Here is a 16,921-nt window from a genome sequence, read left to right on the forward strand (position 1 = left end):
GCGGTTATCGGCGTGTGAAGTCGCCGTTCCCGCTTTCATTGAAGTACTCCACGCTCACTCGTTCGGGTTTGCCGCCTTCGCCGATCTGGAAAAACACGGAGGAGATGGAGCCTTCCGGTGCGTTCTCGTTCTGCGGACGGAAGACGAATTCATCACCTGTCCAGTGCTCCAGGCTGAAGCTGGCCCCACTGTCCTTCAGTTGCATGACGAGGCTCTCGCCCGACGGCTTCACCGTCAGGTCGCCGAAATAGGCATTGGCGTAGGTCCCGGAATAGTCGGCAAGTGGCCGGGGCGGTGTGGTGGCGTCAGGGGCTTCCTCGCCCGCATGTTTGCCGACGGGCTGGAATGCCGGCTTCATCAGTTCGCCGTACATGGGAAGCCAGTCGCGGCGTATTTTGCCATATTGCACCATGTCCATGAAGCTCATGCCGACCGCTTCGGCAGCACCGATGGGCTGGGCATTCGTCAGGACCGCGATGCCGATATCGGCAGAGGGCAGCAGTACGTAATTGGTGCCCGCGCCGAGAAGGAAGCCGCCGGAATGGCTGATCATGACGCGCCCGGCTGGTGAGACACCCACTCCAAAACCATACCCATAAAAGCCCGCGCGGGCGTCTGGGGCATAGGGGCGAGAAGAGACGGCCTGCGGGCTCAATGCGGGAAGAAGTGCTTCGGCGGCCACGATGCGTTTGCCTTCGTATTCGCCCATGCCGAGCACCATCTGCATCCACCGGGCCATGTCGGCCGCGCTGGAGCTGACGCCGCCTGCCGGAGTCTGCGCATCGGGTTTGCGCTGGAACACCGAATCCCAGGCGTCGCCAATGCGCACATGCGGATAGGCCCGGTTTTCCCGCGCCATGAAATCGGAAAAGCGCGATGAGGTGCTTTCCATGCCGAGCGGCTTGTAGAGCACCTCTGCGCTGAGGCTGTCCCAGTCGGTGCCTGCAGCTTCGGCAACCGCCTGCGCGGCAGCGGTGAGGCCGAAATTGGTATAGGCGTAGTGGGTGCGAAACGCGCTGAGCGGTTCCTGCGAAAGGCGTTCAAGAATCTGCTGGCGGGAAAAGCCCAGGTCTTCCAGATCGTCACCGGCATGGTCGGGCAGGCCGGAGCGATGGGCGTAGAGATCGCCGACGGTGAGCAGGGCCGTCACCTGCGGGCTGGCGAGCTTGAACCAGGGCAGCAGCTCCGTCATCGGCGTGTCCCAGTGGACCACGCCTTCGCCCACCTCATGGGCAACGACGGTCGCGCCAATGGATTTCGACAGGGAGGCGAGCTGGAACACCGTGTCGGCATCCACCTTTTCGGGCGCGCCGGCCTTGCGCACGCCATAGCCCTTCAGGAAGAGGACCTTGTCCTTGCTGACGACCGCGACGGCAAGGCCGGGAATTCCCGTTCTCTCCATGATGCCGGCGACAATGGCATCCACTTCGCCGACAGCTCTTTCGATCTGCCCGTCAGGGATCGCGATGCCGGCCGTTTGCGGCGGGGGAGGAAGGTCCTCGGCTTGGGCGGAAATGGTCAGAATGCCAAGGACAGCGGTCAGGCAAAACAGGCGGCGTGGCACGGCGGTGTCTCCGTTCGTCGTTTCGTCCGGTGTGTTCTCGGACAAACATACTAACGAAAGAAGAACTTCCGGCGAAAGAAGAACTTCCGGCTAAACAAATAACTGCCGTTCCTTTTCCACAAGCTCACCGATGAAGGCGGCGGCGGCCTGGACGCGACGCGTCGGGCGCATGGATTCGTGATAGACGATCCAGTAGGCGCGGCGGATGGGCTTAGCCCAGGCGATGGGAACGAGATCGTCATGGGGGCGAGCGATGAAGGTATGCAGGATGCCGATACCGGTGCCGGCACGCACCGCCTCCACCTGGCCCATGGCGGAGGATACGGCAAAATCGGCGCGCCAGTTCTCCCAGATCTCCGTGCCGTAATCGAGGGTGGGGCTGAAAACCAGATCGGGGACGTAGCCGACCAGCTTGTGCTCGTTGAGCGCGGCGGGGCCGGAAGGCAAGCCGCGTTCGGCTGCATAGGCCTTCGAGGCGTAGAGGCTGAGGGTGTAATCCACCAGCTTGGCAGCCACCAGGCGGCCTTCCGTGGGGCGGTCCACCGTTATGGCGATATCGGCCTCCCGGCGAGACAGGGAAAAGGAACGCGGTACGGGAACGAGCTGGACTGAGAGACCGGGATGCCGCGCCGTCATCGCGCCGAGGCGAGGGGCGAGAAAGGTCACGCCGAAACCGTCGGGTGCGCCGATCCGGATGGTTCCCGTGATCTCCTCGCTTTCGCCGGCGATTTCGGCGCGGGCGGCAATCATGTCCGCTTCCATGCGTTCGGCGGTGGCCAGCAATTGCTCGCCCGCCGCCGTCAGCTCCGTGCCGGTGGTGAGCCGGTGAAACAGCTTCGCTCCCACAGCCTCTTCAAGGGCTGCTACCCGGCGCGATACGGTTGCATGGTTGAGCTCCAGTCGTCGCGCCGCGCCGAGGATCTGCCCCGCCCGCGCTACAGCCAGAAAGATGCGCACGTCGTCCCAATTCATGCCTACCGCCTCCGGTTGAGCAATTTTCGCACTCACTATTTTATGATGACTTTAATTTTTGCACAACGGTTGCTTTTTGCCTCGCGTTGCCAAGAGGGGCAGGAAGCGTGACAATACACTGGATTTCAGTCCCAAAAAGTCTAGTCAGGGAGACGCCTCATGGAGGAATACGGTCATTTTATCGGCGGCAAGCACGTCGCCGGCAAGAGCGGACGCGACCAGGATGTGATGCAGCCGATGGACGGCACGGTCCGCGCAAAAGTGGCGCTGGCAAGTGCTGCCGAAATGCGCGCTGCCGTGGAGAATGCCAAGGCCGCGCAGCCTGCATGGGCTGCCACGAACCCGCAGCGCCGCGTACGCGTCCTGATGAAGTTCCTGGAGCTGGTGCACAAGGAATACGATGCGCTTGCCGAACTGCTTGCCCGCGAGCATGGCAAGACCGTTCCGGACGCCAAAGGCGACATTCAGCGCGGCCTGGAAGTGGTCGAGGTCTGCATCGGTGCGCCGCACATGATGAAGGGCGAGTTCACCGAGGGCGCCGGCCCAGGCATTGATGTCTACTCGATGCGCCAGCCGCTCGGCGTCGTTGCCGGCATCACGCCGTTCAACTTCCCGGCCATGATCCCGCTGTGGAAGATCGCTCCGGCGATCGCCTGCGGCAATGCTTTCATCCTGAAGCCTTCCGAGCGCGATCCGGGCGTGCCGATGCGCATCGCCGAGCTGTTCCTCGAAGCGGGGCTGCCGGCAGGTATCCTGAACGTCGTCAATGGCGACAAGGAAGCCGTCGATGCCATTCTGGACGATCCGGATATCAAGGCGGTGGGTTTCGTCGGTTCCACGCCGATTGCCCAGTATATCTACAGCCGCGCCACGGCGACGGGCAAGCGCGCCCAGTGCTTCGGCGGCGCCAAGAACCACCTCATCATCATGCCCGATGCGGACATGGACCAGACGGTGGATGCGCTGATCGGTGCGGGCTACGGATCTGCCGGCGAACGTTGCATGGCTGTTTCGGTTGCTGTACCGGTGGGCAAGGAGACGGCGGACCGCCTCGTCGAGAAGCTCATCCCGCGCGTGGAAAGCCTCAAGGTCGGTCCTTCCACCGACGGTTCGGCTGATTTCGGTCCGCTGGTGACCGCTCAGGCTCTGGAGCGTGTGAAAGGCTATGTGGATCTGGGTGTCGAGGAAGGCGCGAAGCTGCTCGTCGACGGCCGCAATTTCAAGATGCAGGGCTATGAAGACGGCTACTATATGGGTGGCTGCCTGTTCGACAACGTGACCCGTGACATGCGCATCTACAAGGAAGAGATCTTCGGCCCGGTTCTCTCAGTCGTGCGTGCAGAGACCTACGAAGAGGCGCTCGCATTGCCCAACGATCATGAATATGGCAATGGCGTTGCCATCTTCACTCGGGACGGTGACGCGGCGCGGGACTTCGCGGCGCGTGTGAATGTCGGCATGGTCGGCGTCAACGTGCCGATCCCGGTGCCGATCGCGTATTATACTTTCGGAGGATGGAAGGGGTCCGCTTTCGGCGATCTCAACCAGCATGGCCCGGATGCATTCCGCTTCTATACCAAGACGAAGACGGTGACCTCGCGCTGGCCGTCGGGTGTGAAGGACGGGGCAGAATTCGTCATTCCGACCATGAAATAACCGGCTTTCAAGCCTATTTCCAAGCTTGCAAAAGCGCCCGTATCCGGTCTGGATGCGGGCGCTTTTCTTTTATAACTAAAGCGCTTTTTCCTGCGATTGTTTCGAAGAAAATTGCAATATAATTGCACAATTATGCAAATTTTCGCCGTAAAATAACGAAAATTCCTGAAAAATAGACCTTCATTGCGATGACAATGCAACTCTGGAGTGCTAGCCTCCAGTCAGTAGAATAAACGAGGGCGCAAGGCCTGTTGTGCGGAGCCGGTCGCGGGAAATTTGGCGTTGCAATCGAGCGCCAATTCTCTACGACTAGAAGGGGAACAATAAGAAATGCGTCCATGTGGCGACATTTCAGGGGAGTTGCATATCAAATGGAATATTTCGTCCAGCAGCTTATCAACGGGCTGACGCTGGGTTCCATCTACGGGCTGATCGCCATCGGCTATACGATGGTCTACGGCATCATCGGAATGATCAACTTCGCCCATGGCGACATCTTCATGATCGGTTCTTTCATCGCGCTGGCGGTGTTTCTGATCCTGACGACGGTCCTGGGCTTCACATTCCTGCCCGTGGTCCTGCTCATCGTCCTGATCATATCGATGTTCTTCACGGCGGCCTGGGGCTGGACCGTGGAGCGCCTGGCCTACCGGCCCCTGCGCGGCTCATTCCGTCTGGCGCCGCTCATCACTGCAATCGGCATGTCGATCGTGCTGCAAAACTTTGTCCAGATCACGCAGGGCGCGCGCGTCAAGCCGCTGCCGCCGCAGATTCAGGGCGGCGTCACGCTGATGGAAGGCTCCACGGAAGCCGGCACCATCGTCGTTCAGATGTCCTACATGCAGATGATCATCATCCTGAGCACCATCGTGCTGATGGTCGGCTTCACCATGCTGATCTCGCGTACGCCGCTCGGCCGGGCACAGCGCGCCTGCGAACAGGACCGCAAAATGGCGGCGCTGCTCGGCATCAATGTCGACCGTACCATCTCGCTGACCTTCGTCATGGGGGCGGCGCTTGCCTCGGTGGCTGGTCTGATGTTCCTGCTGCTTTACGGTGTGATCGACTTCTACATCGGCTTTCTGGCAGGCGTTAAGGCCTTTACCGCGGCCGTTCTGGGCGGCATCGGTTCTCTGCCGGGCGCCATGCTCGGCGGGCTGTTGATCGGCCTGATCGAAGTGTTCTGGTCCGGATACTTCTCCGTGGAATACAAGGACGTTGCGGCCTTCTCGATCCTGGCCATCGTGCTCATATTCCTGCCCTCCGGCCTGCTTGGCCAACCGGAAGTGGAGAAGGTCTGATGGCTGCCTCTAACACCAACGCACCCACCTCCGACGTGACGCCCGTTGGGGCCCAGGCCGAAGCGGAGGCTCATCGTCTGCCGCCAGCGCCTGCCAACAATCCGCACTCTCTTGCCGCCTCGGTCAGAGACGCGGCGATCGCGGCCTTCCTGGCCGGCGTGCTGGGATTCTTCTTCATCGGCGTGCGCACCGACATCGCGCCGGGCGGTCTCGATCTCAGAATGCGCTGGGGCGCGTGGATCGTTTCGATCCTCGTCGTCTTCGCCGGCCGCCTTCTGCTCAATATCTTCGTCTGGAAGACCGACAAGCCGATTACGCGGCGGGTGAAGACCGGCAGCGGCGGCATGTCCGAGACGGTGAGCAAGACGCTGAAATATGCGCTCCTGGCCTTCGCTCTCATCCTGCCTTTTTTCTTCACCACCTTCTTCCCCGGCAAGGACCGGCAATTCATCGACCTCGCTATCCTGATCATGACCTACATCATGCTGGGTTGGGGCCTGAACATCGTTGTGGGGCTCGCGGGCCTGCTCGATCTCGGCTACGTCGCCTTCTATGCGGTGGGAGCCTATTCGTTCGCGCTTCTTGCCCAGTATCTGGATTTCGGCTTCTGGCTGGCGCTGCCGCTGGCGGGCCTGCTTGCCGCGACCTGGGGCATGATCCTCGGTTTTCCGGTGCTGCGCCTGCGCGGTGATTATCTCGCCATCGTGACGCTTGCCTTCGGTGAGATCATCCGTGTGGTGCTGTTGAACTGGTATGAGTTCACGAAAGGACCGGATGGCATTTCGGGCATTCCCAAGCCGACATTCTTCGGTCTCGAACTGAAGCGGGGCGAGGGCGGGTTCGCCGATTTCTTCGGCATCGCCTATGATCCCATCCATCGCTTCATCTTTCTCTATTACATCATCCTTGCCCTTGCGCTGATCACCAATCTGGTGACGATGCGCCTGCGCCGCCTGCCTATCGGGCGTGCCTGGGAGGCTCTGCGCGAGGATGAGATCGCCTGCCGCTCGCTCGGCATCAACACGCGCAACACCAAGCTCACGGCCTTTGCCATCGGCGCGATGTTCGGCGGGTTCGCCGGCTCGTTCTTCGCCACGCGGCAGGGGTTCATCTCGCCCGAGAGCTTCACCTTCCTGGAGTCGGCGATCATCCTGGCTATCGTGGTTCTGGGCGGTCTTGGCTCGCAGATCGGCGTTGTGATCGCCTCCGTCGTCATGATCGGCGGCATCGAGCTTCTGCGTAATCTCGGCTTCCTCCAGCAGGTGTTCGGTTCCGGCTTCGATCCGGTGCAATACCGCATGCTCATTTTCGGCCTCGCCATGGTTCTCATCATGGTTTGGAAGCCGCGCGGCCTGGTTTCGACGCGTGAGCCTTCCGCCGTCTACAAGGAGAAGAAGCGTATTGGCGCCGATATGGTGGCTCAGGGTGAGGGACACTGATGAACGCCGAAACAACCATGAAAACCATCGATCAAACGGCGCCGAACTGGGAGCGCGATCCCGTTCTCAGCGTCCAGCATCTCACCATGCGCTTTGGCGGCCTCGTGGCTGTCGGGGACCTCTCCTTTGAGGTGGGGCGCGGCGACATCACGGCCCTGATCGGGCCGAACGGCGCCGGCAAGACGACCGTCTTCAACTGCGTGACCGGTTTCTACAAACCGACCGAGGGGCGTGTCGTCATGCGCCATGGTCCGGGCCGGCAAGATGAAGCCGTGGACGAGGTGACAGCCAGCGGGCTGCGCTGGAAGTCCTCGGACAAGGGCGCGGTGTTCCTGCTTGAGCGCATGCCCGATCATGAAATATCGCATAAGGCCAAGGTGGCCCGCACCTTCCAGAACATTCGCCTTTTCGGCGGTATGACGGTGCTCGAAAACCTTCTGGTGGCGCAGCACAATCCGCTGATGGTGGCTTCCGGCTTTTCCATAGGCGGCATTCTCGGGCTTCCGAGCTATCGCAACGCACAGAAAGAGGCCATCGACAAGGCCATCTACTGGCTGGAGCGCACCAATCTGGTGGAACGCGCCGACGACCCGGCCGCAGACCTGCCTTACGGCGACCAGCGCCGGCTGGAAATTGCCCGCGCCATGTGCATCGGGCCGCAGCTTCTGTGTCTCGACGAGCCTGCCGCTGGTCTCAATCCACGCGAGTCGGCGGAGCTCAACGGGCTCCTGAAATACATCCGTGACGAGCACAATGTTTCCGTGCTTCTGATCGAACACGACATGGGTGTGGTGATGGAGATTTCCGACCATGTCGTGGTTCTCGACTACGGGGTGAAAATTTCCGACGGTTCGGCGGATTTCGTGAAGTCGGATCCCAAGGTTATTGCCGCTTATCTCGGCGTTGACGAGGAATCCGAGATCGACATGCCGGAAGTCCTCGAAGACGTGGAGAAAGTGGTCGAAGAAGCCGATACGACCAAGGCCGGGAAGTCTTCCGCTTCCAGCAGGAAGCCTGCGGCCAAAGCCGGCTCGGGCAAGGCCTCCGGAAAGACACCGGCGGCGAAGAAGACAAGTTCTCGCGGAGCGAAAGTGCCGGCGGCATCAAAAGCTGAGCCGGTGCCGCAAGGGCTGCTCGATACAGGCACGGCAAAGGCCAAACCGGCCGCCCGCAAGCCGGCATCCAGGGTGAGTGCGGCCAAGCCGACGGGAACTTCGGCAACCGCGACAACGGTGAAGCCCGCTGCCGCGAGCAAGGCCACTAAAAGTACGGCTGCTCAGATAAAAGCCGAGAAGCCCGCAAAGAGCGCTTCCGGAACCGCGCGGGCCAAACCGGCCGCCAAGGCAAAGGTGGCTGCGCCGGCTGCGAGCGAAATCAAGATTGCCGATGCCGGAAATTATCCCGGCCAGCAACCGCACGGCACGAAGAAGCCACGGGCGGGCGGGGCCAACAACCTGACGCGCGTCAAGGGTATCGGGCCGGCCAACGAGAAGAAGCTCAACGCTCTCGGCATCTGGCATTTCGACCAGATTGCCGCCTGGAAGAAGGCGGAGATCGAATGGGTCGGGGCCTATCTTTCCTTCCCGGGTCGTATCGACCGGGAGGAATGGGTGAAACAGGCGAAGGTCCTGGCAAAGGGTGGAGAGACCGAGTTCTCCAAGCGCGTGGATAGGGGCGATGTGCCCACCAGTGTTCCAGGCAAGCGCGGGGCGCAGCCCAAACCTTCGACCGGATCCAGGAAAGCCACCGGTAAGGGAGGCAAGGCATGAGCGGCGCGGCTGAACTATTGCTCGCCGTACGCGGCGTCGAAACCTATTACGGCAATATCGTTGCCCTGCGGGGCGTCGACATGGATGTGCATCGGGGTGAGATCGTCACGCTGATCGGTGCCAATGGCGCTGGCAAGTCAACGCTGATGATGACCATTTGCGGTGATCCCCGCGCCCGCAAGGGGCGGATCGTCTACGACGGAATGGACATCACCCAGATGCCGACGCATGAGATCGTGAGCCACGGCATCGCTCAGTCGCCAGAAGGCCGCCGTATTTTCCCGCGCATGACGGTGATGGAAAATCTGCAGATGGGCGCGGCGCTTGTCGATCCCGATCATTTCGACAAGGATATCGAAAAGGTCTTCAAGCTGTTTCCGCGCCTTAAGGAGCGCATCGCCCAGCGTGGTGGTACGCTTTCAGGCGGTGAGCAGCAGATGCTGGCAATCGCGCGTGCGCTGATGAGCCGGCCGAAACTCCTGCTGCTTGACGAGCCTTCGCTTGGGCTTGCACCGCTTATCGTCAAACAGATTTTCGATGCCATTCGCGAACTGAACGAGAAAGAGGGGCTGACCGTGTTCCTCGTCGAACAGAACGCCTTTCACGCCCTGAAACTTGCTCACCGGGGCTATGTCATGGTCAACGGCGTCATCACCATGAGCGGCACCGGCGCTGAACTCCTCAAGAAGGAGGAAGTGCGGGCGGCCTACCTCGAAGGCGGGAGGCACTGATGGAACATCAGAACACGCTCATCTGGGAAGTCACCTTCTGGGAGTTTTTCTTCGTCACGCTGCTCCTGGCGGGGGCGGCGGCATTTCTGACCGGACGGGCCATGGCCCGAACCTGGCAGGGCGACAAGCAGCTCGCCCTCTACATCGTGCTTCTGGCTGCGGCCACGCGTTTCATCCATTTCTCGCTGTTCAGCGGCACGCTGCTTTCGCTGCACTACTATATCGTCGATCTGATCGCGCTTCTGATTATCGCCTTCGTGGGAAAGCGCATGACACGAGCCGGTCAGATGTCGACGCAATATAGTTTTGAATATAACCGGAGCGGCCCTCTAGGCTGGCAGCGGAAAGGCAAATGAGATTCATGATTAACCGGTGTGAAGCCTTTATTTCTCTTTGGAATTGAGCTTTCATGCCAGTTAGGCGGGCCCAAGAGCCCGCATGGGCCAAACCGGAAAACCGAACACCATTTCCGGAGAGCCAAGGGAACTTCTGGTGTTTTTTGAGGGAGAAGTCATGAAAAAGGCACTTATGGCTGGCGCAGCACTCAGCCTGATGATGACCGGTTCCGCATGGGCGGACATCACGATTGCCGTTGCCGGTCCCATGACGGGCCAGTATGCGTCTTTCGGTGAGCAGATGAAGGCCGGCGCCGAGCAGGCCGTCGCCGACATCAACGAGGCCGGTGGCGTGAACGGCGAAATGCTGAAGCTGGAAGTGGGCGATGATGCCTGCGATCCCAAGCAGGCCGTTGCGGTTGCCAACCAGTTCGCCGGTTCGGGCGTCGTCTTCGTGGCGGGCCATTTCTGTTCGGGGTCCTCTATCCCGGCTTCCGCCGTCTATGCCGAGGAAGGCATCATCCAGATATCGCCGGCCTCGACCAATCCGGCCTTCACCGACGATCGTCCGGGTCCGGGCATCTTCCGCGTTTGCGGCCGCGATGACCAGCAGGGCGATGTGGCAGGCAAGTTCCTTGTCGAGAAATTCCCCGACAAGAAGGTCGCCTTCATCCACGACAAGACCGCCTACGGCAAGGGTCTCGCCGATGCGACCATGGCTGCCTATGAGGCTGCGGGCGGCAAGCCGGCCATGTATGAAGCCTATACCGCAGGCGAAAAGGACTACAGCGCGCTCGTCTCCAAGCTGAAGCAGGAAGGCGTCGGCGTTCTCTATGTGGGCGGTTATCACACGGAAGCCGGCCTCATGGCCCGCCAGATGCGTGAGCAAGGCATGGATACGGTGCTCGTCTCGGGTGACGCCCTCGTCACCGACGAGTATTGGGCCATCACCGGCGATGCCGGTCAGGGCACGCTGATGACCTTCTCGCCCGATCCGCGCAAGAACGAGATCGCCAAGCCGGTGGTCGACAAGCTTCTTGCTGCCGGTAAGACGGCCGAAGGCTATGCGCTCTACACCTATGCCGCCATCCAGGCTTGGAAAACCGCTGTCGAGACCGCAAAGACCACCGATTACGATCCGGTGGTGAAGGCGCTCGACGATGGCGAGTTCGACACCGTGCTTGGCAAGCTCTCCTTCGACGACAAGGGTGATGTGACGCTGCCCGGCTATGTCTTCTACGAGTGGAAAGACGGCAAGTACGACTATCTCGAGCAGTAGTCGCTCGCGATCGTCTCTTTGGACGGCCCGGCGTTTTCGCCGGGCCGTTTGCTTTTGAGGGGTGCCTTCAGAGTGCTTCGACGATGAGGTGAGGGAAGCCGTCCGAGGTCTTCTCCTTCGATCTGCCCGCAGGGCCGATCACGCCCGTCACCCGTTTGCGCAGGTTCGAGAAATCCTCGGAGCGTACGACGTCAATGGGCTTGTCCAGTTCGAGCGTCAGGCGAAACCAGCCTGATTGCAGCGCTTCGACGGCGATGATCTCCGCCAAGAACGGGTGGGACAGATAAGCCCCGCGCACCCGGTTCCCTGGCTTCCAATCTACGGCTTGGCGGTCGCTGATGGCCGCGCGAAATGTGTTCCAGTCGCGAAAGCCATGCTGGTGGGCAACAAGTTCCAGCGATTGCCCATGACTGATGCATGTGCCCTGTTCCTGGAGCTTGAGCCTGAGACGTTTTGCCAGCGCCTTTGCGGCCTCGTTCGAAGGCAATGTTTTATCCACGCATTCAACTCCCGTCCCATGCATCCGCTGTGGCTGCGCCTTGAACCGCAGACGGTGCGGTGAAGACGCCCCATCCCAGCTTGCGGTGTCGCGCTGTGTGCCTCAGAACGATGGCGGTCAGCCCCAGTAGCAGCATCTCGGCGGCGGGGCCGGCCATCCATATTCCCGGTTCCGCAAAGGCAAGCGGCAGGATGAAGGTGAGCGGAATGGCAAAAAGATAGGGTTTGGACAAACCCAGAATTGCCGCCCGTCCAGCATCGCCTATCGCCTGAAAATAGGTGGCCACCATCAACAATGGTCCGGTGGCGAAAAACATTGCGACCATTACCGGCATGATGCGCCCGACTTCGCTTGCGACCTCTAAGTCATCGACGAAAAGGCGCCCGATCGGATTGGCGTAACTCATCAGGACGATCTCGACCGTTGCACAATAGAGAAAGGCGATTGCCACGCCCAGCCGCAGGCTGTCGTCTGACCGGCGCCACAGCCCTGCACCATAGTTGTTTCCCGTGATCGACTGCTGGGCCTGGCTCAGGCCCATGAGCGGCAGGAAGACGAAGGTCATGATGCGCGTGATGACGCCGTAGGCCGAAACCGTCGCTTCGTAGGTCTGGCTCCCGACAATCTGAAGGGCGGTAATGATGGTTGCAGACCCCAGGGCGATCCCGAGCAGATTCAGGCTTTGGGGAGCGCCCAGCGCAAGGATGCGCGGCCACCAAGCCGTCAGGCGGTGGTGCAGCAATGCGGATGGCCGTAGTCTTGTCTGACCGACAAGCCGGAAAGCGAGGATGATCGCCAAGGCAAGAAACTGCGCCATGACGGTGCCGTATGCCGATCCGGCAACCCCCATATGCAGAAGCACAATCAGCACGAAGTTGAAACCGATATTGGCGAGCGAGACGAGCAGGCTCATCGCAGCCATCAGGCCGACCCGGCCCTCATTGCGAAGGGCGTCGGAGTTGATCGCGAGAACGAAAAGAACGGGCGACAGGAAAATGACGATGCCGAGATAGGATCTGCCCATTTCTGACAAGGGTATGGACCCATCGGCAAGCAACAGCACCAGCCGTTCGCCGAAAGACAGGAAAAGGACGATGAGACAGGCGCTGATGGCGAGTGCCAGCCCATGCGCGCCTGAAAACACCGCTTGCGCTTCGGAAAAGCGCCTGGCGCCCAGATCGCGGGCCAGAAGGCTGGACATGCCGCTTGCCACCAGGGAGGCAAGCGCGACGATCAGCATATAGAGCGGAAACATCAATGTGACGGCGCCCAGCGCGTCGGGACCGACGTAAACGCCCAGAAAAACGGCATCGACGACTGCAAGCAGTCCGTTCATGCTCATCACGAAGACGATGGGCAAGGCGGTTCTGGCGTAAACGGCGCCAAGCGAACCATGCGTGAATGGATTTGCGGCTTCGATGTGCGACGACATCTTGCGCTCCTCGCTTCTTGCATTCCGTGGCGGAGGATGATGGGGCTCGCATTGCCACCTGCACGGGATGCGTGAAGGGGAGGGCTTGTCGTCGAAGCAGGACTTCACCGTGACCATACGGTCCGCGAGCGGCAGGTGCCTGAAACCAGGCGGGTTCGATATACGGATGATACAGCGCCGTCAACCGGGTGGATGCGGTGCAGCAAAGCATTGTGCTGCGCCGCTTCAGGAGCGAGGACCCCGGAGGTCTTTGGTTTACCCCAACGTCAACGGCGTTTGCACTGCAGCACGGAGCGCGCTAATCATGGCGCGTCGTTTTGGCGCGGGCCTGTCGGGAGCGTGCCATGGCGGCATCCCATCGCATCCAGCCCTCTTCCCGGAGTTTTGCCAGTGCAAATCAAGAAGATCCTTGTCGCCAATCGTTCTGAAATCGCTATCCGCGTGTTCCGCGCGGCCAATGAGCTGGGCATTCGAACGGTGGCGATCTGGGCGGAAGAGGACAAATATTCGCTCCATCGGTTCAAAGCGGACGAATCTTATCAGGTGGGCCGCGGGCCGCATCTTGAGCGCGATCTCGGCCCGATCGAGAGCTATCTCTCGATCGAGGAGGTGATCCGCGTTGCCAAGCTCTCCGGCGCCGATGCTATTCATCCGGGCTACGGCCTGTTGTCCGAGAGTCCGGAATTTGCCGAAGCCTGCGCGCAAAATGGCATCACCTTCATTGGCCCCAAGCCCGAGACCATGCGCAGGCTCGGGAACAAGGTCGCTGCGCGCAATCTTGCCGTCGAGGTCGGGGTGCCGGTCGTGCCTGCGACGGAACCTTTGCCTGACGATATGGCGAAGGTCGCCGAGATGGCGGAGGCCGTCGGCTTCCCGGTCATGCTCAAGGCTTCATGGGGCGGCGGCGGGCGCGGCATGCGCGTCATCCGCAGCGCAAAGGATCTTGCCGGCGAGGTGACGGAAGCCAAACGTGAGGCAAAGGCTGCCTTCGGCAAGGACGAGGTCTATCTGGAGAAGCTGGTCGAGCGGGCCCGCCATGTGGAAGTGCAGGTGCTGGGCGATACGCATGGCAACGCCGTGCACCTGTTCGAGCGTGATTGCTCCATCCAGCGGCGCAACCAGAAAGTGGTCGAGCGCGCACCAGCCCCTTATCTGGATGATGCCAAGCGTGCCGAGCTTTGCGGTTATGCGCTGAAGATCGCTGAGGCGACGAACTATATCGGTGCGGGAACCGTCGAATTCCTGATGGACGCCGATACGGGCGCTTTCTACTTCATCGAGGTCAACCCGCGCATCCAGGTCGAGCACACGGTTACCGAGGAGGTGACCGGCGTCGACATCGTGAAGGCGCAGATTCATATCCTCGAGGGCGAGAAGATCGGTGACGGGGCCTCTGGCGTTCCCGCCCAGGCCGATATTCGGCTCAATGGCGCCGCGCTTCAATGCCGTATCACCACAGAAGACCCGGAACAGAATTTCATTCCGGACTACGGCCGCATCACCGCCTATCGCGGCGCCACGGGCTTTGGCATCCGCCTCGATGGCGGCACGGCCTATTCAGGCGCGGTGATCACCCGTTTCTACGACCCGCTGCTCGAAAAGGTGACGGCCTGGGCGCCGACAGCAGAAGAGGCCATCGCACGGATGGATCGCGCTTTACGCGAATTCCGTATTCGCGGCGTGGCGACGAACCTCACCTTCCTTGAGGCGATCATCAGCCATCCCAAATTCCGCAATGCGTCCTATACGACGCGCTTTATCGACGAGACACCGGAACTCTTCACGCAGGTGAAGCGGCGCGACCGGGCAACGAAGCTGCTCAACTATCTTGCGGATGTGACCGTGAACGGGCATCCCGAGGCACGCGGTCGCGCCAAGCCGAATGCAGAAGCGGCAGCCCCGCGTGTGCCTTATCTTGAAGCGCCTATCCCCGATGGCACGAAGCAGAGGCTCGACGCGCTCGGTCCGGAGGGCTTCGCCAAATGGATGCGCGCCGAAAAGCGCACACTCATCACTGACACGACCATGCGCGACGGTCATCAGTCGCTTCTGGCGACCCGCATGCGAACCTTCGACATGGCACGCATTGCCGGCGTCTATGCGCGTGCCCTGCCGGAATTGCTGTCGCTCGAATGCTGGGGCGGTGCGACATTCGACGTCTCCATGCGCTTTCTCACGGAAGATCCGTGGGAACGCCTTTCCGTTATTCGCGAAGGGGCGCCGAACCTGCTGTTGCAGATGCTTCTGCGCGGGGCCAATGGCGTCGGCTACACCAATTATCCCGATAATGTGGTGCAGCATTTCGTCAAGCAGGCTGCCGCCGGCGGCATAGACCTCTTCCGCGTGTTCGACTGCCTGAACTGGGTGGAGAACATGCGTGTGGCCATGGACGCGGTCGGTGCCGAAGGCAAGCTGTGCGAAGCGGTCATGTGCTATACGGGCGATATTCTCGATCCGGATCGCGCCAAGTATGACCTGAAATATTATGTGGGCCTCGCCAAGGAACTGGAGGCGGCAGGGGCGCATATCATCGCCATCAAGGATATGGCAGGGCTTCTGAAGCCGGCGGCGGCAAGGGCGCTCTTCAAGGCGCTGCGGGAAGCCACCGATCTGCCGCTTCATTTCCACACGCATGACACGTCAGGCATTTCTGCGGCCACGGTTCTGGCTGCGGTGGAGAGCGGCGTGGATGCCGTGGATGCGGCGATGGATGCCCTTTCGGGCAACACCTCGCAGCCCTGCCTTGGCTCCATCGTCGAGGCGCTGAAGGGCGATGAGCGCGACACCGGCCTCGACCGCGAGTGGGTGCGTCGCATCTCCTTCTACTGGGAAGCCGTGCGCAACCAGTATGCCGCCTTCGAGAGCGATTTGAAGGGACCCGCTTCCGAGGTTTACCTGCACGAGATGCCGGGTGGCCAGTTCACCAATTTGAAGGAGCAAGCGCGTTCGCTTGGCCTGGAAACGCGCTGGCACGAGGTGGCGCGCGCCTATCACGACGTGAACATGATGTTCGGCGACATCGTGAAGGTCACGCCTTCGTCCAAGGTGGTCGGCGATATGGCGCTGATGATGGTCTCGCAGGACCTCACGGTTGCAGACGTGGAGAACCCGGAGAAGGATATCGCTTTCCCGGAATCCGTCGTCTCCATGTTGCGGGGCGATCTGGGGCAGCCGCCTGCCGGCTGGCCCACAGGCTTGCAGAAGAAGGCGCTGAAGGGCGCAAAGCCCATCACCGTACGCCCCGGCTCGCTTCTGGAAGCTGCCGACCTTGGCAAGGATCGGTCAGGGCTCGAGGAGAAGCTCGGCCGCAAGGTCAGCGAGTTCGAGTTCTCCGCATGGCTGATGTACCCGAAAGTGTTCACCGATTTCGCGACGGCTTCGGAAAATTACGGTCCGGTCAGCGTTTTGCCGACGCCGGTCTATTTCTACGGAATGGAGCCCGAGGATGAGATTTTCGTCGAGATCGAGCGCGGCAAGACACTGGTGATCCGCTGCCTTGCCGTGGGCGAGGTCGACGAAAAGGGCATGGTGACGGTGTTCTTCGAACTCAACGGCCAGCCCCGCCGCGTCAAGGTGCCGGACCGGGCGCATGGTGCTTCGGCCACAGCCGCCCGACGCAAGGCGGAGCCGGGCAATGAAGCGCATGTGGGGGCTCCCATGCCGGGGGTGGTTTCCACGCTCGGCGTTGCTCCGGGGCAGAGCGTGCAGGCGGGCGATGTGCTGCTTTCCATCGAAGCCATGAAAATGGAGACCGCGCTTCATGCAGAACGCGACGGGATCATTGCCGAAGTTTTGGTGAAGGCCGGAGACCAGATCGACGCGAAAGACCTGCTCGTGGTGTTCGAAAACGGCGAATAGATTGTCAGGCTTTGGGGCGGCTGCAGTGCCGCCCCGTGGTCAAAGCCTGCGATCCTGAAGTTGTGGCTTGCTGCCTGAGCTACAAT

12 protein-coding genes are annotated in these 16,921 nt (G+C 61.0%); 8 read left to right on the top strand and 4 right to left on the bottom strand.

Going from position 1 to position 16,921, the window contains the following annotated elements; translation table 11 throughout:
- Positions 1–4 precede the first annotated feature (4 nt).
- Together NA8A_RS13210 and NA8A_RS13215 are read right to left on the bottom strand one after the other, a co-directional pair.
- A complete protein-coding gene (locus NA8A_RS13210) occupies positions 5–1,564 on the bottom strand; it encodes a serine hydrolase (protein ID WP_040672597.1) in 1,560 nt (519 codons plus the stop codon).
- A 90-nt stretch (positions 1,565–1,654) separates the two neighbouring features.
- A complete protein-coding gene (locus NA8A_RS13215; protein ID WP_009450813.1) occupies positions 1,655–2,536 on the bottom strand; it encodes a LysR family transcriptional regulator in 882 nt (293 codons plus the stop codon).
- Between the two features lie 159 nt (positions 2,537–2,695).
- Here NA8A_RS13215 and NA8A_RS13220 point away from each other — a divergent pair, with 159 nt between their 5' ends.
- The 7 genes from NA8A_RS13220 (at position 2,696) to NA8A_RS13250 (ending at position 11,046) form a co-directional block, all read left to right on the top strand.
- Positions 2,696–4,192 carry a CoA-acylating methylmalonate-semialdehyde dehydrogenase gene (locus NA8A_RS13220; protein WP_009450814.1) on the top strand — a complete coding sequence of 499 codons (1,497 nt, stop codon included), beginning with the start codon at positions 2,696–2,698 and terminating at the stop codon, positions 4,190–4,192.
- Between the two features lie 371 nt (positions 4,193–4,563).
- Positions 4,564–5,493 (top strand): ABC transporter permease subunit, encoded by a 930-nt coding sequence (locus NA8A_RS13225; RefSeq protein ID WP_009450815.1) that lies wholly within the window; start codon positions 4,564–4,566, stop codon positions 5,491–5,493.
- Positions 5,493–6,932: a high-affinity branched-chain amino acid ABC transporter permease LivM gene (gene livM / locus NA8A_RS13230; protein ID WP_009450816.1), complete on the top strand. Its 1,440-nt coding sequence runs from the start codon at positions 5,493–5,495 to the stop codon at positions 6,930–6,932. The genes NA8A_RS13225 and livM overlap by 1 nt, the downstream gene beginning before the upstream one ends.
- Positions 6,932–8,701, top strand: coding sequence for an ATP-binding cassette domain-containing protein (locus NA8A_RS13235; protein WP_009450817.1), 1,770 nt, complete (start codon positions 6,932–6,934; stop codon positions 8,699–8,701). Before livM ends, NA8A_RS13235 begins: the two co-directional genes overlap by 1 nt.
- The gene (locus NA8A_RS13240; protein ID WP_040672566.1) at positions 8,698–9,432 is read left to right on the top strand and encodes an ABC transporter ATP-binding protein; all 735 of its coding nucleotides are present in this window, start codon (positions 8,698–8,700) and stop codon (positions 9,430–9,432) included. Before NA8A_RS13235 ends, NA8A_RS13240 begins: the two co-directional genes overlap by 4 nt.
- Positions 9,432–9,788 (top strand): DUF6867 family protein, encoded by a 357-nt coding sequence (locus tag NA8A_RS13245; RefSeq protein ID WP_009450819.1) that lies wholly within the window; start codon positions 9,432–9,434, stop codon positions 9,786–9,788. The genes NA8A_RS13240 and NA8A_RS13245 overlap by 1 nt, the downstream gene beginning before the upstream one ends.
- A gap of 157 nt (positions 9,789–9,945) precedes the next feature.
- Positions 9,946–11,046, top strand: coding sequence for a branched-chain amino acid ABC transporter substrate-binding protein (locus NA8A_RS13250; RefSeq protein ID WP_040672599.1), 1,101 nt, complete (start codon positions 9,946–9,948; stop codon positions 11,044–11,046).
- Positions 11,047–11,113: 67 nt separating this feature from the next.
- Here the strand turns inward: NA8A_RS13250 and NA8A_RS13255 are convergent, their stop codons facing one another.
- Both NA8A_RS13255 and NA8A_RS13260 read right to left on the bottom strand, forming a co-directional pair.
- Positions 11,114–11,545, bottom strand: a complete 432-nt coding sequence (locus NA8A_RS13255; RefSeq protein WP_240532787.1) for a glyoxalase superfamily protein — start codon at positions 11,543–11,545, stop codon at positions 11,114–11,116.
- Positions 11,546–11,549: 4 nt separating this feature from the next.
- On the bottom strand, positions 11,550–12,977 hold the full coding sequence (locus tag NA8A_RS13260; RefSeq protein WP_009450822.1) for an MATE family efflux transporter: 1,428 nt from the start codon (positions 12,975–12,977) through the stop codon (positions 11,550–11,552).
- 390 nt (positions 12,978–13,367) lie between these two features.
- Here NA8A_RS13260 and pyc point away from each other — a divergent pair, with 390 nt between their 5' ends.
- A complete protein-coding gene (pyc, locus tag NA8A_RS13265; protein ID WP_009450823.1) occupies positions 13,368–16,835 on the top strand; it encodes a pyruvate carboxylase in 3,468 nt (1,155 codons plus the stop codon).
- Positions 16,836–16,921 lie beyond the last annotated feature (86 nt).

The sequence above is a fragment of the Nitratireductor indicus C115 genome (genome assembly GCF_000300515.1).
Lineage (GTDB): Bacteria > Pseudomonadota > Alphaproteobacteria > Rhizobiales > Rhizobiaceae > Nitratireductor > Nitratireductor indicus.

What these genes read in the sequence shown, in the direction of transcription:
- NA8A_RS13215 (WP_009450813.1), bottom strand. Translation starts at nt 2,536, where the DNA reads ATGAATTGGGACGACGTGCGCATCTTTCTGGCTGTAGCGCGGGCGGGG.
- NA8A_RS13235 (WP_009450817.1), top strand. Translation starts at nt 6,932, where the DNA reads ATGAACGCCGAAACAACCATGAAAACCATCGATCAAACGGCGCCGAAC.
- NA8A_RS13240 (WP_040672566.1), top strand. Translation starts at nt 8,698, where the DNA reads ATGAGCGGCGCGGCTGAACTATTGCTCGCCGTACGCGGCGTCGAAACC.
- NA8A_RS13260 (WP_009450822.1), bottom strand. Translation starts at nt 12,977, where the DNA reads ATGTCGTCGCACATCGAAGCCGCAAATCCATTCACGCATGGTTCGCTT.
- NA8A_RS13250 (WP_040672599.1), top strand. Translation starts at nt 9,946, where the DNA reads ATGAAAAAGGCACTTATGGCTGGCGCAGCACTCAGCCTGATGATGACC.
- NA8A_RS13245 (WP_009450819.1), top strand. Translation starts at nt 9,432, where the DNA reads ATGGAACATCAGAACACGCTCATCTGGGAAGTCACCTTCTGGGAGTTT.
- livM (WP_009450816.1), top strand. Translation starts at nt 5,493, where the DNA reads ATGGCTGCCTCTAACACCAACGCACCCACCTCCGACGTGACGCCCGTT.
- NA8A_RS13220 (WP_009450814.1), top strand. Translation starts at nt 2,696, where the DNA reads ATGGAGGAATACGGTCATTTTATCGGCGGCAAGCACGTCGCCGGCAAG.
- NA8A_RS13225 (WP_009450815.1), top strand. Translation starts at nt 4,564, where the DNA reads ATGGAATATTTCGTCCAGCAGCTTATCAACGGGCTGACGCTGGGTTCC.